The sequence below is a fragment of the Polyangium sp. y55x31 genome (assembly GCF_029946505.1).
Lineage (GTDB): Bacteria > Myxococcota_A > Polyangia > Polyangiales > Polyangiaceae > Polyangium.
Window position 1 is genome coordinate 110897 of the sequence record NZ_JARZHG010000023.1, and the last position, 26716, is coordinate 137612.

A 26716-nucleotide genomic window follows, 5' to 3' on the forward strand; every position below is an offset into this window, starting at 1 on the left:
GCCCGCGTCCTATCGGGCGAGCAGGTCCTTCCTGAAACGTGTGTGCAGCGAGCCCCGCGGCGCGCAGGTCACCAAACGGCGCACACGTTCGCCGGGTGCATCGGCGTGCCCGCGGCGCACGAGAACGCCTGGGCGAACTCGGGCGTGTTCACGAGCGGACCGTTCACACGGAACCGCGGCGCCGAGTGCGTGTTCGTCTTCGCGTGGTGCCGGACGTACTCGTCGCGGCTCTTCGCGCACCAGGCCTGCGCGTGCGCGAGGAAGAACTGCTGATCCTCGTTGAAGCCGCCGGCGACAGTCATGTTCGCCGCGCCCTTGCGCATCTCGCGGTAGGCCATGAACGCGAGCCGGATGCCGCCGAGATCCGCGATGTTCTCGCCGAGCGTGAGCTTGCCGTTGAGCTTCACGCCGGGCAGCGGCTCGTACGTCGAGTACTGCTCCTCGACGCACGTCGTCTTCTTCTTGAAGAGCTCGCCGACGGCGGGCTCCCACCAGTTCTCGAGGTTGCCGTTGCCCGCGTACTGCGAGCCCTCGTCGTCGAAGCCGTGCGTCAGCTCGTGGCCCACGACCATGCCCATGCCGCCGAGGTTCACCTGAATCGCCGACTTCACGTCGTAGAACGGCGGCTGCAGGATCCCGGCCGGGAAGACCATGTGGTTCTTCTGCGGGTCGTAGTACGCGTTCACCATCGGAGGGCTCATCTGCCACTCCTCGCGATCGACGGGCTTTCCGATCTTCGCGAGCCTGCGCTTCTGCTCGAACGCGCCCGCGGCCATCGTGTTCTTCCCGTAGCTCTTCCGATCGACCTCGAAGTCGTAGCTGCGCCACTTCCCCGGGTAGCCGATGAGGTAGGCCATGCTCGAGAGCTTCGCGAGCGCGCGCTCCTTCGTCTTGTCGTCCATCCAGTCGAGCGACTTGACGCGCACGCCGAAGGCCTTGCTGATCTCCTGCACCATCTGCTCGGCGGCGCGCTTCGAATCACCCGCGAAGTGGCGCGCCACGAACGGCTGCGCGACGAGCTCGCCGAGCGCGTGATCCGTGGCCTCGACGCACCGTTTCCAGCGCGGCTTCTGCTCCTTCAGGCCGAAGAGGCGGGCGCGGAACGAGAACGCTTCGTCCACGAACGGCTTCGACAATTCATCGGCCGACGCGCGCACGATCGTCCACGTCAGGTAGCTCTGCCAGACGTTCGGCTTCACCGACGCGAGCAGCTTGTCGATGCCCTCGAAGAACGGGATCGACGTGAGGTTCGCCTGCTTCACGTCCGAGAGCCCGAGCGACTTGAAGTACGCGTCCCAGGGGAACGTCGGCGCCTTCTTCGCGAGATCCGCGCGGCCCACCATGTTGTAGATGCCCTTCGGATCGCGGCGCTCCACGCGCGTCTTCGAGACCTTGGCGATGTCGGTCTCGAGCGCGAGCACGTCCGCCGCGGCCTTCTTCGCGTCGGCGCCTCCGAGCCCCGCGAGCTTCAGCATGCGCTCGACGTGGGCCACGTACTCGGCGCGGAGCTTCTTCGAATCGTCGTCGTCCTTCGTGTAGTAGTCGCGATCCGGCAGGCCGAGCCCGCCCTGATCGAGCGTCGCGATGACGCGCGTCGCGTCCCCGGGATCTTGCTCGCCCGAGATCCAGAACAGCGGGAAGACGCCCGTGGCGTGCAGATCGGTGACCAGCGCGGCCACGTCCTTCGTCGACGAGACCTTCCGCGCGCGCTCGACGAGCGGCTTGATCGGCGTGATGCCCGCGGCGTCGACCGCCGCCTCATCCATGCACGCGGCGTAGAAGTCGCCGATCTTCTTCGTCGTCGGATCGGGGTTCTTCGCCTTGCCCGCGTCCTCGAGGATCGTCTTCAGCGCGAGCTCGTTGCGCTTGTCGATTTCGCTGAAGCTCCGCACCCAGGTCGCCTCGTCGGAGGGAATCTCCGTCGACTTGAGCCAGCCGCCGCAGGCGAACGAGTAGAAGTCCTTGCAAGGATCGACGGACCGGTCGAGCGCGGCGCCGTCGAGCCCCACGCTCTCCAGCGTGACCTCCACGGGCGGCGGCCCCTTATCGGCAGGCGGAGCGACCGTGGGCACGGGGCCCGCGGTGTTGGTGATGGGCTCGGGCTTGGCCGAGCCACACCCAGCGAGGAGGGACATCGCCACGGAGGCGAAGGCGAGGGAAAGCGTGCGCATACGAGTCTCCGGTCGGGGGAGCGGCATCCTAGGACGAACCGCGAACGTCGCAACGATGGACGTCGCTCCGAAGCCCGTGTGAACCCGCGAGAGCGCGTGAACCGGAGAGGATGTGGCAGGGCCGTGATCGAGACCGCGATCAGCGACGCGAGATTTCTACGCGCCGCCGGCCCCTGCGCGCCGCGACGGCCGCGCCGATCGCTAGGCCCGCGATCCAGCCGAACGACGCATCACCGCCCCCGACGACCCGGCACCCGCAGCTCCCATCTTCGCCGCTGTCGGTGCCGCCGCCATCGCCACCCCCCGCGCCTCCGCTTCCGCCGGCGCCTCCGCTTCCACCGGCGCCTCCGCCGCTGCCGCCGTTTCCGCCACCGCCGCCGCTTCCGCCGCTTCCGCCGCTTCCGCCCGAGCCTCCTTCACCGCCGAGCTCGTAGGCGCCGATGTCGATCGTGCCGACCGTCGTGCGCCCCGTCCTGTCGGCCGGGTGCACGTAGTGATACTTGGGGGTCAAATCGATCCCGCCGCCCATCCCCGGCGCCTCGCCCGCGTCCACGCAGGGCGAGCCGTCCTTCAGCCGGTAGTCGAACGCGGCCTGGTCGGCGAACATCGGATCGCCCTGGAAGTTCTTCCCGAGGGCCGCGTTGCCCTGGTTCGTCAACGTCCCCGGCCCGACGAAGATGTTGTTCCGGACGACCGCCGGCATCGCGCTCGAGCTGATGTTCAGGAACGTGCCGCCGTTCGGGCGCTCGTTGACGAACGTGTTGTTCACGACGAACAGCTCCATGTTCGGGTTCGCCCCGTTCGACTCGAGGGCGTAACCCACGAGCGAGCTGTTGTCCGTGTTCGGCCCCTGCTGGATGAGGTTGCCGATGACGAACGTCAGGCCGCCGTTCGACACGTCGATCTCGTAGCTGCCCGTCCCGTCCTCCTGCGTGAGGCGGTTGTAGAGCACGTGGTTCTCGAGCGCGCGCGTCTTCAGCAGGTGGCCGATCTTCGCGGCGTGCGAGTAGTTGTACTGGAAGACCAGCTTCTTGACGTGGTTGATGTAGAGGTTGTGCGACTGGCCGTCGCCGAAGCCGTTCTTCGCGAACTCGGTGTACTCGATGAGGATCGTGCTCGCGTCGTTGTTGCCCGCGAGGATACCGTTCTCGTTGTCGTGGAAGTAGCAGCCGCGAACCGTGAGGTTCGCGCCCTCCTGGCGGATGCCCGCGCCGTTCTGATCCGGGACCGTGGCGCCGGTGAACTCGATGTTCTCGACGACCGTGTCGTTCCCCGCGATGACCCAGATCGCCTTGCCGCCCGAGTTCTTCCCCGCCGCGTCGATCTTCGCGAGCCCACCCGTGCCGCGAAGCGTGAGCCCGTTCTTCGACCAGCCGCAGACATCACCGGCGTAGTTGCCGGCCGCGTCGATCTCGATCGTGTCGCCGTCGCTCGCCGCCGCGATCGCCTGGCAAGGCGTCGCGTGCGTCTTGCCCGGACCCACGGTCAACGTCGCCGCCGACGCCGTCGCCGCCGCGAGCGCGCACGGCGCCGCGACGAGCACTGCCAAAAGCACCCTCGAACCACTCCGCATCATCATCACCAAGACCTCCTCGATTCACGCGTCGTCCGCGCCGTCCGCCGCTTCTGCGGCTTCCTGCGCGGCGCGCCGAGCTTCGTGCACGAACGCGCGCATCTTGCGCTCGTCCTTGACTCCCGGCGCGGACTCGACGCCGCTCGCGACGTCGACGCCCCACGGACGCACGACGCGCACCGCCTCGGCGACGTTGTCGGGCCCGAGCCCGCCCGCGAGCAAGAGGCGACGCGCGCGCGCGAGATCGACGACGAGCACCGCATCGACGCGCACCCCCGTGCCCCCCTTCTGTCCCGGGACACGCGCGTCGACGAGCAGGAGATCACCGCCGTACCGCGCCGCGAGCGCGACGTCCTCCGCGCCGCCGATACGCAGCGCTTTGAACGCGCGCGGCCCGAGCGCGTCGATCACCTCGGGCAACTCGTCTCCATGGAGCTGCACGCGATCGAGCCCGACCTCTCGCGCGAGCTCCTCGATGCGCGGCGGATCCAGATCGGCCACGACACCGACGATCTCGACGCGCCCACGCGCCGCATCCGCGAGCGCGCGCGCGAGCGCCACGTCGATATGACGCGGCGAACCCGGAACGAAGTTGAGGCCGATCATGTCGGCGCCCGCGGAGACGGCGGCCTCTACGTCCTCGATCCGCGTAAAACCGCAGATCTTGACGTGGAGGGCCGGGGGCGGCCGATTCACTCGATGCCGAGGAGCTCTTTGACCTTGGCGATCACCTGCGGCGCCTGGATGGGCTTGGTGATGTACGCGTTCGCGCCGAGCTGCAGCGCGCGCTGCCGGTCTTCTTGCGAGCCCTCGGTCGTGATGATGATGATCGGCGTGTCCTTGTGCACCGGATCCGACCGGACACGCTTGACGAGCTTCAGCCCGTCCATGATCGGCATGTTGATGTCGGTGATGATGACGTCGTACTTCGTCGACGCGAGCTTGCGCAGGCCGTCGACGCCGTCGTCCGCCTCCGTGACGCGCAGGTTCTTGAGCCGCGCGAGCGCGAAGACCAAGAGCTGCCGCATCATGGGCGAATCTTCGACAATCAGGCAGGAGTACTCGGCCATCGATCAGTCCTCCAGGTCGAGGAACGCCTGTACACCAGGCACCTTGCGACCTGCATCGGTGAACAGCCGCGCGCTGACGAGCGCGAGGGCGGCCTGCGCGCCCAGGAGCCGGAACAGCTCACCGTCCTGGTCGTCGAAGGCCGTCTTTTGGGAAAGCGTCCCGAAGATGGCGATGACGCCGATGGGCTGGCCATCGATGAGCAGCGGTACCACCGCCGCGGGGCGCTCGACCGTGCCCTTCGAGACGTCGTTTTCGGCGTCGTAGTACAGCTTGCCGGTGGAGAAAGCCCGCCCGATCGGGCCGTCGTCCACCGGTAGGGTCGCGATGTCGGCGAAGCTCTGGCCTTCGGCCGCCACCGCCACGAGCTCTTTCTTGTCGTCCGAGGCGATGTAGACACCGAACCGAGCCGCGCCGAGGAGCTGCGCCAGGAGCTCCTTGATGTTGCGGAGCACGTGGCGAACGTTCGTCGAGGAGTGGAGCTGCGAGGTCGCGACGTAGAGGTTCGCGAGGCTCGCGAGCTCGCTCTCCACTTCCTGATGGCGCGAGGTGTAGCGATCGCTCACCGCCTCCATCGCCACCGAGCGCTGGAGCAGCGCGTTCTTCTCGCTCTCGAGCGCCTCGATCTTCCGCACCAGATCTCGGATCGCCGTGTCGCTGGCGAGGTGCGAGCGAAGCCTCCCGTTCTCGCTCTCGAGCTCCGAGAGGCGGTCGCGGAGACGCTCGTTCTCCTTCAGGACCTCTTCGGTCAACTGAGCGCCCTTGCGGAAGAACTGCTGGATGAATGCATCCCGCTCCCTTTTCAGGTCTTCCGGAGGCTGTTCGCTGGGCGCTTTGGATCGCCCTTCGTTGTCGCTCATCGTCTCCCTGGGATCTCCAGCGACCCGGACGGTAGCACGCCCGGCTCGCCGGCAGGAAGGCCCCTTAAGATGGCCGGGCCAAGCTCATTTCTTCCGGCCGCCCGCGGCGAGGGCCGCCCAACGCTCGAGATCCGGGGAAAGGAGGGTTGGCACGCGCCGAAGGGCCCGTACGTCCCGTGCGCCCACCAGAAGCATGACGGCGCGAAGCTCGGATTCCACCTGGTCGAGGAAGGCGAGCGCACCATCCCGGCCTCCCGAAAGAAGCGCTTGCAGGACCGGACGCGCGATCCCCGCCGCATGCGCGCCGAGGGCGAGCGCCTTCGCCACGTCGATGCCGCTCGCGACGCCGCCGGTCGCGATGATGCTCTTGAACCGCGGCCGCGCCTCGCGGGTGACCAGCACCGAAGCCGCCGTCGGCACGCCCCATTCACGCAGCATCAAGCCGAGCGATCGCTCTTGCCCCGCGGCGCGCGCCGTCTCCACCGCGACCCAACTCGTGCCGCCCGCGCCCGACACGTCGACGTGCCGCACGCCCACCTTCGCGAGCTTCTTCGCGGTGCGCGGCCCGATCCCGCAGCCCGTCTCCTTCGCGACGACCGGCACCGAGAGCTCCGCGACGAGCCGCTCGAGCGCCCCGAGCACGCCCGTGAAATCACGATCTCCGCCCGGCTGCACGGTCTCCTGCGCTGGGTTCAGGTGCACGCAGAGCGCATCGGCGCCCACGGCCTCGACGAGCTCCATGACCTTCGCAGTCTCGAGGCTCTTGGCCTGCACGCCGCCGATGTTGCCGAGCACGAGCGTCGTCGGCGCCACGTCCCGCACCATGTACGTCTCGCGCGGCTCGCCCTTCAGGATCGCGCGCTGGCTGCCGAGACCGAAGCCGTAGCCGCGCTCCTCCGCGATCCGCGCGAGCTCCCGGTTGATGCCCCGCGCGCGCTCGGTGCCTCCCGTCATCGACGCGATCACGAGCGGCACGCGGAGCTTCTTGCCGAGCAGCTCGATCGACGTGTCGATCTCGTCGAGCACGAGCTCGGGCAGCGCGTCGTGCACGAGCTCGACGCCCTCGAACAGCGTCGTCTTCGCGCGGAAACCCACGTCGCCCGTGGCGCACAGGTCGATGTGGTCGGCCTTGCGCACGGAGATCGGCGAGCCCTGGGGCGGGAGTGTATGGAGTTCGGTCATTCGATCCGTCCGCCCCCTCCATGAGGCTTCGCGGTCCACGAATCAAGGGAAAGAATCCCCCACGCTTTCGACGCGGCGCCGCGTACGCACTAGACTGATCGCATGGATCTACCCGCCGAACCGAGAGTCCGCTGGATCCTCCACCGCGCCGCGGCGCTGATCGAGCAAGGCGCCGAGCCCGTGCGCGGTCTCGTGCTTCCGACCGCCGACTATTTTCCCGATCCCTTCGATGGATCGCCGAACGCGGTGGCGAAGCTCCTCGAGCGCGTGCAAGCGCTCGCGGGCCTCTCGGATCTCACGGTCGAGCTCACGCTCGTCACGCCCGAAGGCGAGACGATGAGCACGGGCTGCGGCAGCGGCGCTTGTGGACCCGGCGGCAAGATCGAAGCGCGCCTCGATCGCGTCGGTCGTCGCCCCGATGGCTCGTACGTCGTCGCGGTGGGTACGGGCGAAGTGCGTGATCCCGTGGTCCTCACGACGGCCCTCGTCCGCTCCGTGGCCTGCATGTTCATGACCGAGGCCGACGCGTACGACGGACTCTCCGCGGCCGAACGTGAGCTCGTCACGGATCTCGCGGGCGTGCTGCTCGGCTTCGGCGTCCTGCTCGCGAACGGCTCGCACGTCGTCGTGAAGGGCTGCGGCGGCGCGAAGATCCACTCGGCGACGCGCCTCGTCACGAACGAGCTCACGCTCGCGCTCGCGATGTTCTGCAAGCTCTTCGGCACGGACGGCCGTGTCGCCACGCGCCACCTCGATCCCGTCCCTCGCGAGCGCTTCGCGGAGTCCGAGACCTGGGCGCGCGCGAACGCGGCCGTCGTGCGCAGGCTGCGCGAAGATCCGGACGGCATCCGCAGCGACGCGTTCGTCCTCGATCAAGCCGAGGGATGGATGTCGCGCCTCTTCGGCTTCGGCCGCGGCAAACGCGCGCCCACGGCCGAGGAGACACTCTCCGAGCTCGAACGATCGATGCGCGCTACGGCGCCGAAGAAAACCGTGGATCCCGAGCGCGCGAAAAAGCTCGCCGAGCTGCGCGCGCTCGTGGACGAGACCCTGGAAGGACAATGAGCGGACGACTCTGGGACAAAGGCGGCGCCACCGACGCCGCCATGCTCCGTTACACCTCCCGCGACGACTGGAAGCTCGATCAACGCCTGCTCGCCTACGACCTCGTGGCCACGCGCGCACACGTGCGCGGCCTCCATCGCATCGGCGTTCTGTCGGACGGCGAGCTCGACGCCATGGAGCGCGCTCTCGCCGAGCTCGTCCGGAAAAACGACGCCGGCGAGCTCGTCCTCACGGAGGCCGACGAGGACGGCCACACCGCAATCGAGGCCGCACTCGTCTCCATGCTCGGCGACACCGGCAAGAAGGTGCACACGGGCCGCAGCCGCAACGATCAAGTCCTCGTGGCGATGCGCCTCTACGAGCGCGACGCGATGGACGAGCTCGAAGCGCTCGTCGTCGCCGCCGCCTCCGCCCTCGTCGCGCTCGCGCGTCGCGAGGAGAAGACGCCGCTCCCCGGCTACACGCACCTCCAGCGCGCCGTGCCGAGCTCGGTGGGCCTCTGGGCGGGCGCCTTCGCCGAAGGCCTCCTCGACGCGGTCACCATCGTCCGCGCCGCGCGTGCGCTCACCGATCGCTCCCCGCTCGGCGCTGCCGCCGGCTACGGCGTGAACCTCCCGCTCGATCGCGAGGGCGTGGCGCGCGAGCTCGGTTTTTCCGATGTCGCGTGGAACCCGCTCGGATCGCAGACCTCGCGTGGCATCGTCGAGGCCACGCTCCTCGCCGCCGCGTGGCAGGTCATGGCGATCGTCCGCAGGCTCGCGTGGGACCTCTCCCTCTTCACGACGAGCGAGTTCGGCTTCGTGCGCCTCCCCGACGCGTTCACCACGGGCTCGTCGATCATGCCGCAGAAGCGTAACCCCGACGTCGTCGAGCTCATGCGCGCGGCCTGCTCGATCGTGCAAGGCGCGCTCGCCGAGGTGCAGACCCTCGTCGCGCTCCCGTCCGGGTATCACCGCGATCTGCAGCTCACGAAGTCGCCCGTGCTGCGTGGCCTCGACGAGACGCTCGCCACGGTCCGCCTCCTGCCGCGCCTCGTCGAGGGACTTCGTTTCGACCACGAACGAATGCTCGCCGCGATCACGCCCGAGTGCTTCGCCACCGACCGCGCCGTCGAGCTCGCCGCCTCCGGCGTCCCTTTCCGCGAGGCCTATCGCCGCGTCGCCGACGAGATCAAAGGGCTCGCCCAGGGCGACGCGCCGGCGAGCCTCGCCGCGCGCGTCTCACCTGGCGCGCCGGGCGATCTGCGCCTCGACCTGCTCGAAGCGCGACTCGGATCGCTCACCGCATCTCGATAACCGCGTCCGCGCCGCCCACCAGCACCACGTCCGCCAGGTCGACGAACAGGCCCGTATCGACGACGCCCGGGATGCGCCGCACCTCGGCGTGCGTCCGCTCCGGGTCGTCGAGCGGCTCGAAGCGCGTGTCGAGGATCCAGTTCATGTTGTCGGTCACGAAGGGAAACCCATCCGCCTTCTTGCGCACGATGGGCTCGCCGCCGAGGTCTTTGAGGTGCCGCGACGCCGTGGCCACCGCGAAGGGCACCACCTCGATCGGGATCGCCGTCCTCGATCCGAGCTTGTTCACGAGCTTCTCCGGCGTCACCAGGATCACGAGCCGCTCAGCCTCGAACGCGACCACGCGCTCGCGCAGGAGCGCTCCGCCGAGGCCCTTCGTGAGCGCGAGCTCCGGCGTCACCTCGTCCGCGCCGTCGAACGCCACGTCGATCCCGTGGATCTCGTCGAGCCCGACGCACTCGATCTGAAGCCTCTTCGCGAGCTCCTCCGAGCGCTTCGAGGTCGGCACGCCCCTCACGCGGAGCCCGCGGCGCACCCGCTCGCCCAGGCGCTCGATGAACGCTTCTGCCGCGCGGCCCGTGCCGAGGCCGAGCGTCATGCCATCCGCCACGTGCGTGAGTGCTGCCTGCGCCACCCGATCGAGCGCGGCCGGATCTGGACCCTGAGACATCGTCATGCCCCGCCCTTGCTCGATCGTGGCCCGCGCGGCAACCGCGAACGACCTTTTCCCGCGGCCTTCTTCGCCGGCGCCTTCGCGCTCGGCTTCGCTGCTGCGACCGCGCCGTCGAGCGGCGCCGGGCAAACGTCGCGCACCCTGCAGCCTTTGCACTCTCTCCCGGACCAGATCCGATCGAACGCCTCCTGCATCTCGTCGAGCAGCACGTCGTCGTCCGTCAGGATCCCCGCCTCGAAGTTGCGCCGCCCCTCGCCTTTCGCGCCGAGCCCAGCGCCCGTCAGGTTCGCCGATCCGAGGTACAGCGCCGCGCCGTCGACCGCGATCATCTTCAGGTGCACACGCGGACAGCGACGCATCGCGAGCCCACCCGCGGAGAGCTCCTCTTGCCGTGCGAGCTCCTCGCGAAACGCGCGTGACGGCACGCCCGCGTGAAGCAGCCTGAGCTCCACTCCGCTCCGCGCGAGGCCTCGCAACACCTCGAGGAGCGACACGTACCGGCCCCGCGCGCGCGCCCGTGATCCCACGGGCGCCTCCACGCGCAGCTCCTTCACGTTTGCGGTCGCGATCCACACGCTCACGCGCGCCGACGCGAGCACGCGCTGCACGAGCACGTCGTAATGCGCGCGATCCCGGAGCAGGCGCAGCTCGACGCGCCGGCCGCCCAGGCTCAAGGCGACGTGGCCTCGACCGAGAGGTGCGCGGCGAGGATCGACCGCACGTCGTCCGGCATCGGGCACGACGCCATCACGTCGAGGTTCGTCGTGACGATCGTGTGCTCCACCGTCGCCACGAGCACGGAGCCCTCTTCGCGGAGCATCCGGTACCTGAGCGTCGCGCTCCGGTTGCCGACGTGCGACGTGCTCGTCTCGATCCGCAGCACGTCGCCGTACCGCGCCGGCGCGCTGAACGACATGTTCACCTTCACCGCGGGAAAACCCACGCGTCGCTTCAGGATGAGGTGCGCGTATCCCCCATCGAGCCCCGCGAAGAAGTGCTCCATCGCCTCGTGCGCGAAGCCGAGGTAGTGCCCGAAGAAGACGATGCCCGCGGCGTCGACCTCCTCGAACTTGATCGGCCGCACGAAGGCGATCATGGCTTCAGGCGAGATCCTCGGCGAGCTTCGTGATCGACACGGGCCCGAGCTCGGTCCGCGCCACGTACCGCGGGTGATCCACGCGCACCGCGACCTTCGCCGTCTTCGCGCCGATCGCCGCGATCGCCTCGCCTGCGAGCTTCACCTTGAAGTAGTGCACGGCCGTCGTCCGGTCCGGCATCACGCCCTTCGGATCACTCTTCGCGGGCGCGCGCACGCCGTCCACCTCGACGCTCACGCAGCCCTCGAGGCCCTTGAGCTCGATCAACATGCGGTCGCGGACCACGGCGTCCGGAATCTCCACGAACAAGGTCAGGCTGAGCTCGCCCGAGGCCGGGATCAGCTCGTTGTACGTCGCTATCTCGTGCGCGATCCCGCTCTCGTTCGTGATGCGCTCGGTGCGCAGCATCTCCTGGATCTGCAGGAGCACCGAGTCTCGGTTCTCGAACACCGCCGACATCTGCTCGCCGAGCTTCACGCGGCGCGGCCGCTTCTCCTCGATGACGCGCGCCCGGAACCTCGCCCGGATCTGCTCGTAGTCGCCGAGGGGCAGGATCTCGCTCCGATCGATCGGTCGCATCGCTCTTCTTCCTCCGAAATCAGGCTCGTTCGGCCTTCGTCGTGGGTTCGGCGCCCTCGGCCGACAAGAGCCCGTAAGCGCGCGCGAGCGCCTCGATCGGGTGGAGAACGTGCTTGCCCGTCTCCTTCACCACGCGCAGCCCTGCGAGCGTGCAGTCGCTCACGACCAAGTCCGGCTCCATGTCCGACACGCCGCGCACGAGCTTCTGCGCGTAGCGGCGCCCCGTCTCGTAGTTCGCCGCCTTCATGCCCCACGTCCCGTCGACGGCCGAGCACTGCTCGATCACGCGCACGTCCGTGTCGGGCACGACGCCGAGCACGCGCGCGCCGGGGAACCCGACCTTCTGCGCGCGCAGGTGGCAGGCCGCGTGATAGGCGACCTTGCCGAGCTTCTCCGGGAACTCGCGCACGAGCTTCTTCTCGCGGCCGAGCTTCACCAAGAACTCCATGAGGTCGATCGTCGCCGCCGCGACCTCCTTCGCCTCGGGCGTCGGCAGGTACTCCGCCCACTCCTTCTTCATCGTGTAGCCGCACGTCGGTCCGGGCACGACGATCGATCGGCCCGCGCGCACGTGCGGCAGGAGCAGCTCCACGTTGTGCTTGATCTTCTCGGTCGCGGCCTTCACGTCGCCGCCGTCGAGGTTCGGCATCCCGCAGCACGTCAGGCTCGCGCCGCGATCTTCACCCACGCCGGGGTAACGCACGCGCACGCCGTTGTGCTCGAGCACGCGCACCGTCGCGCGCGACACGTTCGGCACGTTGTACTCGCCGTAGCAGGTCGCGAACAGCACGACCTCGCCGTTCTTCCCCGCGTTCTCGGCCGGCTCGTGCTCCGCGAACCACGCGCCGAACGGCTCCGCGGCCATCGGCGGGAGCGGGAACTCCGCCGAGATGCCCGTCACCTTCTCCTGCACCTTGCGCACGAGGCTCGACGCGAGGACGAAGTTCGAGATCGGCGCCATCACGCCACCGCCCACGGCGCCGATCACCTGCGGCTCGCCGAGGATCTGGTCGACGAACGTGATGCCCTCGCGCGTGGCGCGGTTTGCTCGCTCGCGGGCCATGAGCCGCGGGAAGTCGAGCATCTCCGACGAGCCCTCGTCGGGCGTGTACGGGCACTTGATATAACAGAGCTTGCACTGCCAGCAGGCGTCGCTGACGGCCTTGATGTCCGCGTCGTCGATGAGCTCCGCGCCCTCGGCGCGGCCCGACTCGATCGCCTTGTCGACCCGGTTGAACAGCTCCGGGAACGAGCCGCAGTAGTTCACGCACATGCGGCACTCGTGGCAGATCTGGAACGCGCGGCGGAGCTCCGCCTCGAGATCACGCGCGTCGTAGTAGCGCGGATCGTGCGGGCTCGTCGCCGGCGGGGCCTTGGGCTTGCGGGGGATGACGCTCACGGCTTGACCTCGTCTCCGGTTCGTCCTGGCAAAGGGAAGGACGTGCCTCGACCGCGGCAGGCGCGCGGGAGAGCAGCGCTTGCCGCTCGCCCGCGCGCCGCGCGTTACACTCGCTCAGAAGTCGAGGGAATCGAGGGCCTTCGCGAAGCGGCCCGCGTGCGACTTCTCGGCCTTCGCGAGCGTCTCGAACCACTCGGCGATGTCGTCGAAGCCCTCCTCGCGGGCCGTGCGCGCCATGCCCGGGTACATCGTCTCGTACTCGTGCGTCTCGCCGGCGACGGAGGCCTTGAGGTTCTTCTCCGTGTTGCCGATCGGCAGGCCCGTGGCGGGATCGCCGACCTGCTTCAGGTAGTCGAGGTGGCCGTGCGCGTGGCCCGTCTCGCCGTCGGCCGTGTCCTTGAAGAGGCCCGCGATCTCGGGGCGCCCCTCCACGTCCGCGACCTTGGCGAAGTAGAGATAACGGCGGTTCGCCTGCGACTCGCCGGCAAACGCGTCCTTCAGGTTCTGGTGGGTCTTGGTTCCTGCGAGGTTCGCCATGGGTGCTCTCGTCTCCTTCGTACTTCCAACGATGAGAAGGAACTGCGTGGTGAAACTAGCGTGGTTTGCCCGCGCGCGTACGGCCAAACGTGGGCTCGTCCGCGGCGCAGGCCTCGCACAGCCCGCGGTAGATGCGCTCCACGGCGCGCAGGGAAAACCCCGGCGTCGCCGCGTTGACGCAAGGCGCGAGCGCCGCGCGCGGCTCGGCGTGCGCGCACGAGGGCACGTCCCGCACGAGGCCGCAGCGATCACACACCGCGTGGTCGTGCGGCGTCATGTTCGCGTCGAAGCGCGCCGCGCCCGGCGACAGGCTCAAGGACACGCAGAGCCCTGCCGCGGCGAGCGCGTCGAGCGTGTTGTACACGGTCGCGAAGCTCATCGTCGGCATCGCGGGGCGGAGCCGTTCGAAGAGCTCCTGGGCCGTCGGGTGCGTCGGGTCGCCTGCGAGCTCGCGCGCGATCGCCAGGCGTTGCGGCGTCAGCTTGAGGCCGGAGGCCCGGACGCGCGAAAGCATCTCGGCAAAACGTGCTTCGGCCTCGGGGCACGCGTTCGGCACGTCCGCTGGATACTTAGAACCTTTCTCAGGTGCAAGTCCTCCTGAGTTGAGGAAAATCCCTACACTCGTCTCTGTCAGCGGCCCCCCTAGGGTCAGCAGAGGGGAGCGCGAAAAATCGTGGAGAACCTCACCGGTTTTGCCTGGCGCACGATCCACGGGCTTCGCGAACACGCGTGGACGGCCTTGCCAGACAAAAAACCCACTGACATACTGTCGCCCCCTCGCGAACCGGGTTCACGTACACGTGTACCTGCGCGCCGCGGGGAAACCGGAAAACGAAGGACGACAACGCCCCGCGCGGCCCGGGGGAGCAGGGCCCGCACGACGGAAACGAGAGGACGCGTTCAGAGATGCCTACCGACGCCATTCAGTGCAAACCGCTCGAGGTCGCCGTGGGCGACAAAGGAATCGAGCGCGCGATCAAGCACCTCAAGCGGAAGATGGCCGCGGAGGGCATCCTTCGTGAGCTCAAGAGGCGCCGGCACTACATGAAGCCCTCGGTCAAGCGCCGCAAGAAGGCGTCCGAGGCTGCCCGCCGCCGCCGCAAGCGGTCCAAGATGGATGTGATGCAATAGCCCGGCGGCGCGTCCGCGCGCCTCGGGTCCACCGACGAAGACGCCGGCCGCTCCGCGGAGTCCGGCGTTTCGTCGTTTTGTTCGACCTTGAAGCAACTCGTCATCACCACGTCCTATCCGGCCAGCGACGCCGATCCCTCGGGCCACTTCGTCCGCACCGAGGCACGCGCGCTCGCGCGGCAAGGGCACGAGGTGCACGTCGTCGCGCCCGGAGGATCACCCTTCGACGAGTCCACGCAGGATCCCGCAGTCGCCTCGCTTCACGTGCACCCCGCAGGAGGAGGCGCGCTCTTCGGATGGCCAGGCGCGATCGATCGCGCACGCCGCTCACCCGCCCGCCTGCTCCACGCACTCCCGTTCGCCGTCGCCGCGCGCGCGCGTGCCTCCGCGATCGGCCCTGTCGATCGCGCCATCGCGCACTGGATCGTCCCCTCGGCCGTTCCCCTTCTGCTCGGTTTTCCCGCGCCGCTCGAGGTCGTCGGCCATGGCGCGGACGTGCGCCTCCTCTGCGCGATGCCCGCCGCCGCGCGCCTCTTCATCGTGCGCTCCCTCCTCGATCGCGACGCCTCCTTCCGCTTCGCCGCAACGACCTCCCTCGACGCCCTCTCCCGCACCTTGCCCGCGCCGCTCGCTGCACGCCTCGAACGCGCCTCCCGCATCGAGCCCGTCCTCCTCGACCTCCCCGACGTCACCACGCGCGCCCATGCACTTCGCGCCGCGCTCGATCCTCACCCGTCCGCGGACAAACTCATCGTCACCGCAGGCCGCCTCGTCCCCGGAAAGCGTGTCGACCTCGCGATCGAGGCCGCGACCTCCGCGTCGATGTCGATCGTCATCGTCGGTGATGGCCCGCTGCGCGCCGAACTCGAGGCCCTCGCGCGTGCCCGTCGCACCACTGCACATTTCGTCGGCCTCGTGCCGCGAGACGAAGCCCTCGCATGGATCGCCGCAGCCGACGTGCTCCTGCACGCCTCCGCAGAAGAAGCTGCGCCCACCGTCGTGCGCGAGGCACGCGCACTCGGCGTGCCCGTCGTGGCCTGCGCAGCCGGTGACGTCGCCGTGTGGGCTCGCCACGACCCCGGCCTCGTCGTCGCCCCGCCCGACGTCCAAGCCCTTTCGGCCGCGCTCCAAGCCGCCGCGGCTGCGCGTACGTAGTGCGCCCCCCAAAATCCGCAACGGACGTACAAAAGCGACGAACGAGGCTCTTGCAATCCTCGACAGTTCGACTAGGGTGCCGCCTCGCCCTGCAGGGGAAACACCACGCAGAGCGGTTCGGGGCGTAGCGCAGCCTGGTTAGCGCACTTGACTGGGGGTCAAGGGGTCGGTGGTTCAAATCCACTCGCCCCGACAAGGTCCGGAGGATGAACGTCCTCCGGACCTTTCGGTTTTTTGTGCTTCGTAAAGAAGCCGTTTCGCTGGGGCTTTGCCCCAGGCCCCACCGGGGCTGTCCGCCCCTGGACCCGGACCAGCGCAAGCGCTGGACTCGGGGTCGATGAACTGCGCGATGCGCAGTTCATCGAACGAGCCGGGTCAAGACCGGCGACGCTCCCGTCAACCGAGACGGAAGCGCTGACGGTTCAGCGTGAAACGCACGTTCGTCGTCTTGCCGCCGGGCCTGCTGGAAAAACTGCGCACCGCGCAGTTTTTCCACCTGAGGTCCAGGGCTTGCCCTGGTTCGGGTCGAGGGGCGAACAGCCCCCGCGGGGTCCGGGGCAGCGCCCCGGCTCCACGGTCCAGGATGAGACCGATGCGCGGCCGCTAGGGCCGCGCGGGGTCATTTGAAGCCGATGCGGAAGTTGACCGGGCCGCAGTCAGGCGCGTCGTCCATCGACAGCGTTGCCTCGTGCCGGCCGGGGTCACCGGTCACGGTAAGACTGCCGCCCGTGCTGCGGTCGCCCTTGTCGCCGACGCCGATGGGCAGGTCGAGGGCTGCGCCTGCGCCGTTCCAGGTCAGACGCAGCGACGCCGTCGTCTGTTGATCGACGGGGCTCAGGTTCTCGCCCTTGAACTCGATGACCAGACGCTCGGCGTTGGGGATGTCCGAACGGAACGTTGCCTTGGCGCCGCAGTCCATGCGGAAGCGATGCGTATCGCCGCGCTTGATCGGCAGTGCTGCGGAGGTCGGAGGCTGGAACGCATCGCCCTTCTTCGGCGGCGGGATCTTCACGACGATGCAGCCCGCGGATGCTGCGGCGAGGAGACCGAGCGTTGCGATACGCGCGGCCCCGGAAAGAATCGCGGAAACCTTCTTCGACATGACAAGCGCCTCCATGGAGCCCGCCGGCCCCCTCCGCGCCCGTGCGGGTACGGATCGGCGGCTACCATTTCGCGTATAAACGACGTCGCGTGGAAGATCCACTCTTTCACGCGCTCCGTGGCGCAGCACGCGCTTCGTAGTATCGTCCGCGTCCCATGGCCGAATCCACCCTCGATCTCCGCGGCTTGCCCAAGGACCGCGCCTACGACGAATTGGACCGCACGCTCGAAGCCGTCCTCGCGGGCCTCTGTGATCCCATCGCGGCCATGGCCACGATGAGCGCGCTCCTGCATCATGGCTTCGGCCATCTCTGGACCGGCTTCTACCGCGTCGTCGGACCCGACCTCCTCCGCGTCGGTCCTTATCAAGGCACGCTCGGCTGCCTCGAAATCCCCTTCGGCAAGGGCGTCTGTGGCACTGCGGCTCGCGAGCGCCGAACCGTCGTCGTCCCCGATGTGCACGCCTTCCCCGGCCACATCACCTGCGACGCTCGCTCCCGCTCCGAAATCGTCGTCCCCGTCCTCGATGCCTCGGGCGCGCTCCTCGCTGTGCTCGACATCGACGCCGACCGCCCTGCTGCCTTCGACGACGAGGACCGGCGCCGCCTCGAGGCGCTCGTCGGCTGGTTCGCCCGCACGCCTTGAAGGGGCATCTTCCCTCTTCGCAGCCCATCCCTTACACTCGCCCGCATGCTCCGCCCCACCTTGCGAATGCCGTGCGGATATCCCGACGCGGCGCCGCATCTCCGCGACGAGGTCCGCCTCCTGCAGCGTGAGCTCAAGCGTTGGGCGTATTCCATGAGCCCCGACGGCCAGTTCGGCCCGCGGACCGACGCCGCCGTGCGCCATTTCCAGCGCAAGCGGGGCCTCAAGGACGACGGCATCGTCGGACCGCGCACCTGGGATGCCGTCCTCGATCCCGACGCGAAGGCCATTGGCGCGAGCTTCCAGTATCGGCCCGCCGGCGGCGCGGATCCCACCCCCTCTGCGCCCGCGCGCCCGGCGCCGGCCCCGGCCACACCCAAACCCTCCGAGCCCGAGCCGGCCCCGGTGAATCCCGGCGCGGGCAGCGCCTCGTGGATGGCCATCGCGCGCAAGGAAGAGGGCACCCGCGAGACCTCGGGCAAGGCGGCCAATCCGCGCATCATCGAGTATCACGCGACGACCACGCTCCGCGCGAAGTCGGACGAGATCGCGTGGTGCGCCTCGTTCGTGAACTGGGTCCTCAAGAAGGCCGGCATCAAGGGCACGAACTCGGCCGCCGCCGCGAGCTGGGTGAAATGGGGTTCGCCCACGACCGCGCGCCAGGGCGCGATCACCGTCATCTACAATTCCAGCGCCGCGAACTCGTCCCTGTCGACGTCCGGCAATCACGTCGGGTTCCTGGTCCGCGAGACGAACACCCATTACGTTCTCCTCGGCGGAAACCAATCGAACTCCGTGAAGGAATCGAGCTTCGCCAAGACGAAATGGCGGCTCAAGGCCTATCGCTGGCCGTCGTCCTGAGGGGGACGCGAGGCGATCTCGCTTCGCGATCTCGCTGCGCCGAACGATTCGGCGCTCTGACATTCACCGCTTCGTCGCCGGCCCGCCCGCGTCTCGTTGCACGAACGCCGAGGCAGACGGCAAAAGCCGGGTCGTGCCCTCCGCCGTGAATCGGTGCTCGTCCCCGCGCGCGTCCCAGATCACGACGCGCCGGATCGCTCCCAGATCCCCCCGCGCGACGAGCACCCGGTCGACCTCGATCCGGGCCCGCGCGCATCCAGCACGCGGCCTGCGCGGGACCGCCGAGATCACCGCCATCCACGCGCGCTCCTCGTCCCCCGAGACCACGACGTCGAACGCCGCGGCGAGGCCCTCCGAAACGACCGCTGCGAGCGCGATATATGGCGAATCCTCCAGCGTCGACTTCGCGATCACGTGCCCGCGACGCACGAGTGAGGTCTCGTACCCATTCGCGACCAGGACCTCCTCCGCCGGATCGTCCGCGAAGATGCGTACGAGCGGCTCGCCGTCCTCGCCGCGCCACGCGTCCACGAGCTCCGCCACCTCCTCCACGCCCTCCGCGTGTACGGTCGTCCGCCGCAATGCCACGCGATAGGCCGACGTGCCCGTATACAGCGCCGCGAGCGCGCCGAGCAGCTCACCGTCGGGCCCCGTCCTCGGCTCCGATGGCGTGATTCCGGGCAGCACGACCTCGGGCGCCTCGCCCCGCGCGCGCCCGGACGGCGCGATCGCGCCCTCGTCCTGCTGCTCGAGGAGGAGCAGCGGACACGAGAGCCACGGGACCGGAGGCTCCGCGGAGAGAGATGTATCGGGCCGACAAACGGCCGCCGCGTGGCTGCGAATCGCCCGCGTGTTCGCCCAGCCGAGCCCTCCGCCCGGCGCTGCCACCGGCAGCGTCTTGCCCCCGGCAGCGCCCTCCTTCCGCGCGGCGACGGGCGCGCCGGCGAGCGCGTGGATCCACGAAAGGCCCGAGGGATCCCGCGCGCCGAGCGCGTCACGCGTCTCGCCGGAGATCGACGTGATCCGCGCCCCGATCTCGCGGACGAACCAGCCATCGAGGGGCTTCATGGCCGCCCGCACGGCGCCCCACGCCCGCGCGAGCGCCGCTTCTCCGCCTCGCGTGAACGATTTCTCCAGAAAGCTCCGCGCCTCCTCCTCGTCCGCGCGGAAGAGCGCGAGGATCCCCGCGCAGCCGAGCAGGAAGGGATCCGACCCGCCGTGCTCCGCGGCCTCCCGCAGGTGCTTGCGGGCGACCTCGAACGAAGCCTCGCTCGCCGGCACGCCGAACCCCTGCAGCATCGACGCGACCCGCAAGAGCGCGAGCCCGGCGCGCCCGAGGATACGTGGCCTCCGCGGATCGTCCCAGCGCGCGCGGAGCGACGCCTCCGCGAGCGCCGCGCGCGCCTCGTCCACGCGCCCTTCCCGCTCGAGCACGCACGCGAGCGAATACGACACCCCCGCGACCAGCGCGAGCAGGCTCGGCCCCGCTTCGAGCCGGAGCCACGCACGCATCAGCCGATCCCGCAGGATCGAAAGCGCCTCGCTCGCCTCCCGCGCCTCTCCACGCGCGGCCCGCGCGATCGCGTGCGAGCACTCCGCCGCGCAAAGCGCCTCCAGCACGGGCAGGTGAAGCGTCCCCCCGAAACGCGCGCGCACCTCGGCGATCCGCGCCTCCGCCTCCTCGTGCCGGCCCGCGGCGTCGAGCGCCGTCACCTCGTTGCACGCGACGGCGGCCGCGATCTCGAACGAAGGCGTCTCCGTGGCCCCCGCGAGCCGCTCGCGCAGCCCCGCGAGCGTCGTGGCGGCCTTTCCGGGGTGGCCCGCGAGCGCCAGCGTCGCCGCCGCATTCGCGGCCCCGAGGGCAAACCACGCAGAGAGCGCCTGCGCGCCGGGCGCGTCGGCCCGGAGGGCGAGCTCCCTCGCCGCTTCGAGCGCCCGATCATGCGCGCCCATGCGCCCGAGCGAGAACACCGACCCCGAGAGCGACGCCGCCTCCACGGCGCGATAGCCACTGCCCGCGGCGCCCACACCTGCGGCGCAGGCCATCGAAAAATGGTTTGCAGCGGTATCGTCCCAGCCGAGCTCCTGGCAGCAGATGCCCGCCGCGTGGGCCGCGTCGGCGTGCACGGCCCCGAGCCACGGCGGCTCTCCCGTCAGGCGTATCTCCTCGGCGAGCTCGAGCGCCATCCCGAGGTGCTTGCACGCCTCGGCCCAGGCCTCGCGGCCCGCGTGGAATTTGCCCTGGCGATACGACGCGAGCAGCACGGCCGTGAGGAACTCCCGGTCCTCGAATCGCCGCGGGAAAAAGCGCCGGATCACCTCGCCGTAATCGGAGACGCTCGTGTCGCCCGACTCGATCGAAAGATCCCCGAGCGCGAGCAAGGCCCGCGCCGCGTCGCGTGAACCTCCCTCGTCGCGGATCTCGCCGCGCGCGATCTCGAGATACGCCTTCCTCGCGGCCCGAAAATTCCCCTCGGCCCGGAGCGCCGCCGCGCGCACGAACGGATCTCCCTCGATGAGCCGCACGCTCTGCGGCGTGCGCGCGGACCCGGGCGACGAGCCCCGATCCTCCACGACGAGCCGCGACGACGGCGGCGGCGACGAATCGGGCCCGGATCGCCCGCGCCGCGCCTCGATCGCGGCCCACAGATCCCGCGAGCTCGGCCGCGCCGCCTCGCCCACGTCGAGCGGGCTCTGGCGCCGCAGGCATTGCACGAATCGCAGATAGGCGTGCGCCAGGCTCTTCGGATCCGCGGCCGACTCGATCTCCGCCGCGATCGCCGCGCCCCGCGCCGCCCGCTCGTTCCACGGGATCGTCGCGAGCCCGAGGTAGGGCCCGAGATCTCGGCCCATCACGTTCGTCGTCTCGTAAATCAGCCCTTCGAGCTGCTCCTTCGCCTCCTGCACGAACGCGCGCCCGCTCGCGCCCTCCTCCACGCGCACGAGCAGCGGAAACAGCGGAAGCGGCCGGCTCGCGTCCACGAGCACGCGCCGCGCATGCGCGAACCGCCCGAGCTCGATCGCCTCCTCCAGCGACGCGTCGTCCACGAGCAGCACGAGCTTGTCCACGAGGTGCGCGGCGAGCAGCGCCGTTGCCTCGGTCCGGCCCGAGGGCACGTTCACGAGCACCTCGTCGTACCGGGCCCGGAGCGCCTGCGCGAGCGGCGCGAGCAGCCACGGGTTATCCTCGATCACCCGCGCCCGCGTCACGGCTGATCGCGCCCCCTCGGCGGGCCAGTAAAACATCTCGGCCGGCGCTCCGCCGAGCTTGAGCGGCACCACGCGGATCGCCGCGCCGCCGTCGAGGAACTGCGTGATCCCGGCGCGCACGACCGCCTCGGGCGGCGCATCCCGCCCCCGCCCGGACACGAGCGGCGAGACGGCCGCGCGCACGCCTTCGAAGAAATCGACGACCCCCGCGCCCCTCCGGCCCTCGCCTCGCCCCTGGAAATATCGCTCCAGGGCGGGCTCGTCGACGGCCAGATCCACGACGAGCACGCGCTTGCCTTTTTGCGCCAGGAGCGCGCCGACATTGGCGATGGCCATCGCGCGCCCGACGCCTCCGCGTGCCGAAGCGAGCCCGACGATGATCCCCTGCCGATCGCTCACGCCGCCCTCGTCCCCGCTTCCGTCCCGCGCCCGGGAATTCGGCGGGGTCCGGACTCTACCGGACGCGGGTGTCGCCTGGCAATAGATGCCCCGCTTCGGTGAGCGCTCTTGCAGGCAATGATGCGCGGCATCGGTTCGTATCTCGACGAACGCCTGCCTCGATGCTTTCCTCCGCGCGGCAACGCGACGAGGAGACGACCCGTGGATCCCCGAGAAACCCGCACACCCTCCGACGCCATCGTGGTGAACGATCACGTTCACGTCCCTTCGTCGGCCCTCGTCGTCACGACGGCGCGTTCGTCCGGTCCCGGCGGTCAGAACGTGAACAAGGTCGAGTCCAAGGTCGACGTCCGGGTCGATCTCGCTGCGATCGTGGGCCTCGACGACGGCGCGCGTGCGCGCCTGCTCGCGGCGGTACGCACGCGCCTCGACGCCGAGGGCAAGCTACGCGTCACGAGCCAGAGGACGCGGGATCAGTTGAAAAACCTGGCCGACGCCCACGACAAGATCCGCGCGCTCGTCGCGGCGGCGCTCGTCGCGCCCAAGCCTCGCAAGCCCACGCGCCCGAGCCGCGGCGCGGTCGAGCGGCGCCTCGACGAGAAAAAACGCGCCGGGGAACGCAAACGATCACGCGCCGGCCGCGCCGACGATTGAAACGGGTGCGAGAATCGGGCTACTCGCCCTGGTTCGACTCCTGCTGACCTTCCGCTTCCGGCGGCCCGTCGTGGATCGGCACCGAGACGTGCTCGTGGACGATGAGCCATTGCCCCTCGCGCCATTCCCACACCACGGTCCAGCGCGCGTCGAACGACTCGGTCATCCCGTCCTGGAACGTGACATCGAAGTGCACGACCCCTGCGGCCAATGCGTGATTGCCGTGGGCCTCGATCCAGGCGTCGTCGCGGACCTTGGCTTTCAGGCTGCTGAACTCCGCGAGAAGTTGCTTCACACCCTTCTCGTAGGCATGGAAGCCTCGGTGCTCGAGCGGCGCGAAATCGAAAAAGACGAGGCCCTCGTCCTTCGCGTAGAACGGGGCGACCTTCCGCGGATCGAGGGTGCTCCATGCGTCCCACGTGCGTTGCATGAGCTCCGTGGTGGGCTTCTCGGGCGCGCTTTGCTGCGGCTGCGAGGTCGCGGCTTTTTTGCATCCCATGGGCGCCGCGGAGAGCGCCGGAATCGCGAGCGCGGCGCAGAGGGAGAGTCCGGCGAGGAGAGAAGAGCGAACCTTTTTCATGAGCGTCGCCTCCAGCGAATCGCCGCGAGATGCACACAGCGGGCCGCCGGCCGGGGCGCTTGGACGAAAATGCGGAGTTTCAGCCCGGGAAGAAGCCAGACGAGCGCTCAGGAAAACCCGAGCAATCAAATCGGGAGAAGCCTGATCTTTTGAAGAAATCTATGCGTTGAAGAGGTAAGACCTATTGCATGGCCCGGTTGACATGTCGTCGATACGTCACGTAATGTCAGCGCACACAGTCGAGTCGCCGACGACGCCGTGGCGAGCACGGGAGGACAGGATGGACAGGGGGTTGGGATCGTCTTGCCGACCGCACGACGAGAGCGGGGCGCTCCTCGACCTCGCGCTCCAAGCGTCCGGTGCAGGGCACTGGTCCTGGGATCTGGGGGCGCAGCACGGCTACTGGTCCGACGAGGTGTTCCGCATGTTCGGAGAGCGCCCGGCTCCGGACGGGGGCCCGGTTTCGCGCGAGGTCTTCCGCGAGGCCATCCATCCGGAGGATCTCCCGCATACGCAGGCGCGCTTCGCCGCGGCTTTCGCGGAGAGAAAAGACTTCCTCGCCGAATACCGCATTCGCCGATCCGACGGCGCCATCCGGTGGATCCGTTCACGCGGCCGCGTCGTCGCGGACGGAGCCGGGCGGCCGCACATGGTCGGCGTGTCGCTCGACGTGACGCCGGAAAAACTCCAGGAAGCCCGGCTCCGCGCGAGCGAGGAGCGCTTCCGGGCGGCCGTCGAGTGCTCGCTCGACGCGGTGGGTATCTATTCGGCCGTTCGGGACGCGTCCGGCGCCATCGTCGATTTTCGCACCGATTACGTGAACGCCGCCGCCTGCGAGCTCCACCGGATGCCATTCGAAGCGCAGGTCGGCCGTACGCTGCGCGAGCTCTACCCTGCCAAGCGCGCCGCGCGCGGCATCGAGAAGTATGCGCGGGTCGTCGAGACGGGCGAGCCCCTCTTCAACGAAGCCCTCCATTACGAGGACGAGAACGACGACCCCGACGGGCGCCTGCAGAGGGCCTACGACGTGCGCGTGGTCCGGATGGGCGACGGATTCATGGCGACATGGCGCGACATCACCAATCGCGTGCAAAATGAGCAAGAGGTCCGCGAGACCAAGGAGATGCTCCAGTCGCTGATCGACAACTCCGCGGCCTCCATCTTCGTCAAGGACGAGGGCGGGCGTTTCCTCCTCGCGAACCCGCGCGTACAGGCGAACTTCGGCCTGCCGGAGAGCCAGATCCTCGGGAAAACCGACCACGAGCTCGTCCCCCCCGCCGTCGCCGACGCCTTCCGCCAGAACGACCTCGAGGTGCTCCGCTCCGAGCGCGTGCTCCAGCGCGAGGAGGAAATGGTCGTCGACGGCAAGGTCCACACCTTCCTTTCGCTCAAGTTTCCCTTGCGAGATCACCACGGCAAACCCTACGCCGTCTGCGGGGTATCGACGGACATCACGGATCGAAAGCGCGCCGAGGAGGCCCTCCGCGAGAGCGAGCTGCGCTTTCGCAACATGGCGGACACCGCACCCGTGATGATCTGGGTCACCGAGGCGGACACAGCCTGCACCTTCCTGAACCAGCGCTGGTACGATTTCACCGGTCAAACCCCGGAGCGCGCCCTCGGCCACGGCTGGCTCGACGCGCTCCACCCGGACGATCGCGAGGAGATACTGAGAAAATTCCTCGCGGCCTCCCGCCTCCGCGAATCCACGCGATTCGAATACCGCCTGCGACGCAAGGACGGCGAATACCGCTGGGCGCTCGACTCGGCGACCCCGCGCTTCGGCCCACGTGGCGATTTTCGCGGTTACGTCGGCTCGGTGGTGGACATCAGCGAGCGCAAGCAGCTCGAAGACGGCCTCCGGGAGAGCGAGGAGCGCGCGAGGGCGCGGGCCCAGGAGATCGAGGCGATGATGGATGCGACGCCGGCCGCCATCTGGATCGCCCACGATCCGCAATGCCACGTCATCACCGGCAGCCGCACCGCATACGAGATGATGCGGGTGCCGCTCACACAGGCGAACATCTCGAAGACGGGAGCAGAAGGCGACACCGTGCCGCACATGCGTATCTTCCGCGACGGCAAGGAGCTCCGCCCCGAAGACCTGCCCATCCAGCAAGCCGCGCGCGGAGAGCCGGCACGCGATTGGGAGGAGGAGATCGTCTTCGACGACGGCGACAGCATCACCATCTTCGGCAGCGCCGTCCCGCTGCGCGGCCCGAACGGCGAGCTGCGCGGCTCCATCGGGGCCTTCGTCGACATCACGGCATTCAAGCGAACCGAAGCGGCGCTGCACAGCGAAAGGCAGCGGACGGAGGAGGCGCTCCGGGCTGCCGACCGTCGCAAAGACGAATTCATGGCCATGCTCTCGCACGAGCTCCGAAACCCCCTGGCGACGATCCGCAATGCGGTGGGCGTGCTCCGCTGCACGCGCACCGGCAACGCACGAATCGAGCGGCTGCACGACATGATCGATCGCCAATCCGAGCAGCTCACGCGTATGGTCGACGACCTGCTCGACGTCGCTCGTATCACGCAAGGCAAGCTGATCCTGCGCAAGGAGCGCGTCGATCTCGCCGCGATCGTGAGCCGCGCCGTGGAGACGAGCCGCCCGCTCATCGACGCGGCCGGGCACGCGCTCTCGATCAGGATGCCCGCCGGCAGCGTGATGCTCGAAGGAGACGTCGGCCGGCTCTCGCAGGTCCTCTCGAACCTGCTCAACAACGCAGCGAAGTACACGGAGACCCGCGGCCAGATCCGGCTCTCCGCCGAGGTCGAAGGAGACGAGGTCCAGATCCGCGTCGAGGACAATGGAATCGGCATCCCGCCCGACGTCTTGCCCCACGTCTTCGACCTCTTCACGCAATCGAGCCGCGCCATCGACCGCGCGCAAGGCGGCCTCGGCATCGGCCTCACGCTCGTGCGCACACTCGTGGAGATGCACGGCGGCAAGGTCTCGGCGCGCAGCGGCGGCACGGGCCAAGGCGCCGAGTTCGCCGTGCGTTTGCCGATCCGTCGCAACACGCCGGCGGACGACCTCCCCGCGCCGACGAGCGAGGAGCGCGGGCTCATGCGCCGGGGCGAACACCGGCGCATCCTGGTCGTGGACGACAACATCGACGCCGCAGAAAGCATGGCCTTGATGCTCGGCTACCTCGGCCACGAGACACGTATGGCCCACGACGGGCCGAGCACGCTGCAGATCGCCGCGACATTCCAGCCCGAGCTCGTCCTGCTCGACATCGGCTTGCCAGGGCTCGACGGCTACGAGGTCGCGCGCCGCCTGCGCGCACAACGCGAGACGCAAGCGGCCGTCCTCGTCGCGATCACGGGCTACGGGCAGGAGGAGGACCGAAAACGCGCGCGGCGGGCCGGCTTCGACCATCACCTCACGAAGCCCGTCGACCACGATCGGCTGATCTCCCTGATCGACACGATGGTGACCCCCGTCGATGTTCCCGCCTGACGTAACGGGACACTC

Annotated in this window: 24 protein-coding genes and 1 tRNA gene; 9 read left to right on the top strand and 16 right to left on the bottom strand. The window is 69.2% G+C overall.

Annotated elements, in window-relative coordinates:
* Window positions 1-68: 68 nt before the first annotated feature.
* From QHF84_RS31935 to fni, 6 genes are all read right to left on the bottom strand, one after another.
* A complete protein-coding gene (locus tag QHF84_RS31935) occupies window positions 69-2171 on the bottom strand; it encodes a M13 family metallopeptidase (RefSeq protein WP_281317264.1) in 2103 nt (700 codons plus the stop codon).
* 139 nt (window positions 2172-2310) lie between these two features.
* Complete coding sequence (locus QHF84_RS31940) at window positions 2311-3750, bottom strand: hypothetical protein (protein WP_281317265.1); 1440 nt, start codon at window positions 3748-3750, stop codon at window positions 2311-2313.
* Between the two features lie 18 nt (window positions 3751-3768).
* Window positions 3769-4440: a phosphoribosylanthranilate isomerase gene (locus QHF84_RS31945; RefSeq protein ID WP_281317266.1), complete on the bottom strand. Its 672-nt coding sequence runs from the start codon at window positions 4438-4440 to the stop codon at window positions 3769-3771.
* Complete coding sequence (locus QHF84_RS31950; protein WP_136928355.1) at window positions 4437-4814, bottom strand: response regulator; 378 nt, start codon at window positions 4812-4814, stop codon at window positions 4437-4439. Before QHF84_RS31950 ends, QHF84_RS31945 begins: the two co-directional genes overlap by 4 nt.
* Before the next feature lie 3 nt (window positions 4815-4817).
* The gene (locus QHF84_RS31955; protein ID WP_281317267.1) at window positions 4818-5672 is read right to left on the bottom strand and encodes a GAF domain-containing protein; all 855 of its coding nucleotides are present in this window, start codon (window positions 5670-5672) and stop codon (window positions 4818-4820) included.
* Between the two features lie 84 nt (window positions 5673-5756).
* On the bottom strand, window positions 5757-6854 hold the full coding sequence (gene fni / locus QHF84_RS31960; RefSeq protein WP_281317268.1) for a type 2 isopentenyl-diphosphate Delta-isomerase: 1098 nt from the start codon (window positions 6852-6854) through the stop codon (window positions 5757-5759).
* Between the two features lie 102 nt (window positions 6855-6956).
* Here fni and QHF84_RS31965 point away from each other — a divergent pair, with 102 nt between their 5' ends.
* Both QHF84_RS31965 and argH read left to right on the top strand, forming a co-directional pair.
* Window positions 6957-7919: a hypothetical protein gene (locus QHF84_RS31965; RefSeq protein ID WP_281317269.1), complete on the top strand. Its 963-nt coding sequence runs from the start codon at window positions 6957-6959 to the stop codon at window positions 7917-7919.
* Window positions 7916-9214, top strand: a complete 1299-nt coding sequence (gene argH, locus QHF84_RS31970) for an argininosuccinate lyase (RefSeq protein ID WP_281317270.1) — start codon at window positions 7916-7918, stop codon at window positions 9212-9214. The genes QHF84_RS31965 and argH overlap by 4 nt, the downstream gene beginning before the upstream one ends.
* Here argH and rpiA read toward each other — a convergent pair.
* From rpiA to QHF84_RS32005, 7 genes are all read right to left on the bottom strand, one after another.
* Window positions 9198-9890 carry a ribose-5-phosphate isomerase RpiA gene (rpiA, locus tag QHF84_RS31975; RefSeq protein ID WP_281317271.1) on the bottom strand — a complete coding sequence of 231 codons (693 nt, stop codon included), beginning with the start codon at window positions 9888-9890 and terminating at the stop codon, window positions 9198-9200. The two genes, argH and rpiA, sit on opposite strands and share 17 nt — an antisense overlap.
* Window positions 9887-10561, bottom strand: coding sequence for a phospholipase D family protein (locus QHF84_RS31980; protein WP_281317272.1), 675 nt, complete (start codon window positions 10559-10561; stop codon window positions 9887-9889). Before QHF84_RS31980 ends, rpiA begins: the two co-directional genes overlap by 4 nt.
* Window positions 10558-10983 (bottom strand): thioesterase family protein, encoded by a 426-nt coding sequence (locus tag QHF84_RS31985; protein ID WP_281317273.1) that lies wholly within the window; start codon window positions 10981-10983, stop codon window positions 10558-10560. The genes QHF84_RS31980 and QHF84_RS31985 overlap by 4 nt, the downstream gene beginning before the upstream one ends.
* Window positions 10984-10987: 4 nt before the next feature.
* Window positions 10988-11563, bottom strand: coding sequence for a DUF3501 family protein (locus tag QHF84_RS31990; protein ID WP_281317274.1), 576 nt, complete (start codon window positions 11561-11563; stop codon window positions 10988-10990).
* A 19-nt stretch (window positions 11564-11582) separates the two neighbouring features.
* Window positions 11583-12962, bottom strand: a complete 1380-nt coding sequence (locus QHF84_RS31995; protein ID WP_281317275.1) for a heterodisulfide reductase-related iron-sulfur binding cluster — start codon at window positions 12960-12962, stop codon at window positions 11583-11585.
* 114 nt (window positions 12963-13076) lie between these two features.
* On the bottom strand, window positions 13077-13499 hold the full coding sequence (locus QHF84_RS32000; RefSeq protein WP_281317276.1) for a rubrerythrin family protein: 423 nt from the start codon (window positions 13497-13499) through the stop codon (window positions 13077-13079).
* A 55-nt stretch (window positions 13500-13554) separates the two neighbouring features.
* Entirely contained in the window at window positions 13555-14055 is a 501-nt protein-coding gene (locus QHF84_RS32005; protein WP_281317277.1) for a Fur family transcriptional regulator, read from the bottom strand.
* A 350-nt stretch (window positions 14056-14405) separates the two neighbouring features.
* On the opposite strand from QHF84_RS32005, the gene rpsU reads away from it, so the two are divergent.
* The 3 genes from rpsU (at window position 14406) to QHF84_RS32020 (ending at window position 15978) form a co-directional block, all read left to right on the top strand.
* Complete coding sequence (gene rpsU, locus QHF84_RS32010) at window positions 14406-14630, top strand: 30S ribosomal protein S21 (RefSeq protein WP_136928365.1); 225 nt, start codon at window positions 14406-14408, stop codon at window positions 14628-14630.
* Window positions 14631-14717: 87 nt separating this feature from the next.
* Entirely contained in the window at window positions 14718-15785 is a 1068-nt protein-coding gene (locus QHF84_RS32015) for a glycosyltransferase family 4 protein (RefSeq protein WP_281317278.1), read from the top strand.
* Window positions 15786-15903: 118 nt separating this feature from the next.
* A tRNA-Pro gene (locus QHF84_RS32020) sits at window positions 15904-15978 on the top strand.
* Window positions 15979-16404: 426 nt separating this feature from the next.
* On the opposite strand, the gene QHF84_RS32025 is transcribed toward QHF84_RS32020, so the two are convergent.
* Complete coding sequence (locus tag QHF84_RS32025) at window positions 16405-16887, bottom strand: hypothetical protein (RefSeq protein ID WP_281317279.1); 483 nt, start codon at window positions 16885-16887, stop codon at window positions 16405-16407.
* A 155-nt stretch (window positions 16888-17042) separates the two neighbouring features.
* On the opposite strand from QHF84_RS32025, the gene QHF84_RS32030 reads away from it, so the two are divergent.
* Window positions 17043-17531 carry a GAF domain-containing protein gene (locus QHF84_RS32030; protein WP_281317280.1) on the top strand — a complete coding sequence of 163 codons (489 nt, stop codon included), beginning with the start codon at window positions 17043-17045 and terminating at the stop codon, window positions 17529-17531.
* A 45-nt stretch (window positions 17532-17576) separates the two neighbouring features.
* Entirely contained in the window at window positions 17577-18392 is an 816-nt protein-coding gene (locus tag QHF84_RS32035) for a TIGR02594 family protein (protein WP_281317281.1), read from the top strand.
* 63 nt (window positions 18393-18455) lie between these two features.
* On the opposite strand, the gene QHF84_RS32040 is transcribed toward QHF84_RS32035, so the two are convergent.
* A complete protein-coding gene (locus QHF84_RS32040) occupies window positions 18456-22001 on the bottom strand; it encodes a hypothetical protein (protein WP_281317282.1) in 3546 nt (1181 codons plus the stop codon).
* 201 nt (window positions 22002-22202) lie between these two features.
* Here QHF84_RS32040 and arfB point away from each other — a divergent pair, with 201 nt between their 5' ends.
* Window positions 22203-22655, top strand: coding sequence for an alternative ribosome rescue aminoacyl-tRNA hydrolase ArfB (arfB, locus tag QHF84_RS32045; RefSeq protein WP_281317283.1), 453 nt, complete (start codon window positions 22203-22205; stop codon window positions 22653-22655).
* Between the two features lie 19 nt (window positions 22656-22674).
* Here arfB and QHF84_RS32050 read toward each other — a convergent pair whose 3' ends face one another.
* Window positions 22675-23235, bottom strand: coding sequence for a nuclear transport factor 2 family protein (locus tag QHF84_RS32050; protein ID WP_281317284.1), 561 nt, complete (start codon window positions 23233-23235; stop codon window positions 22675-22677).
* Between the two features lie 280 nt (window positions 23236-23515).
* Here QHF84_RS32050 and QHF84_RS32055 point away from each other — a divergent pair, with 280 nt between their 5' ends.
* Window positions 23516-26701 carry a PAS domain S-box protein gene (locus tag QHF84_RS32055; RefSeq protein ID WP_281317285.1) on the top strand — a complete coding sequence of 1062 codons (3186 nt, stop codon included), beginning with the start codon at window positions 23516-23518 and terminating at the stop codon, window positions 26699-26701.
* Window positions 26702-26716 lie beyond the last annotated feature (15 nt).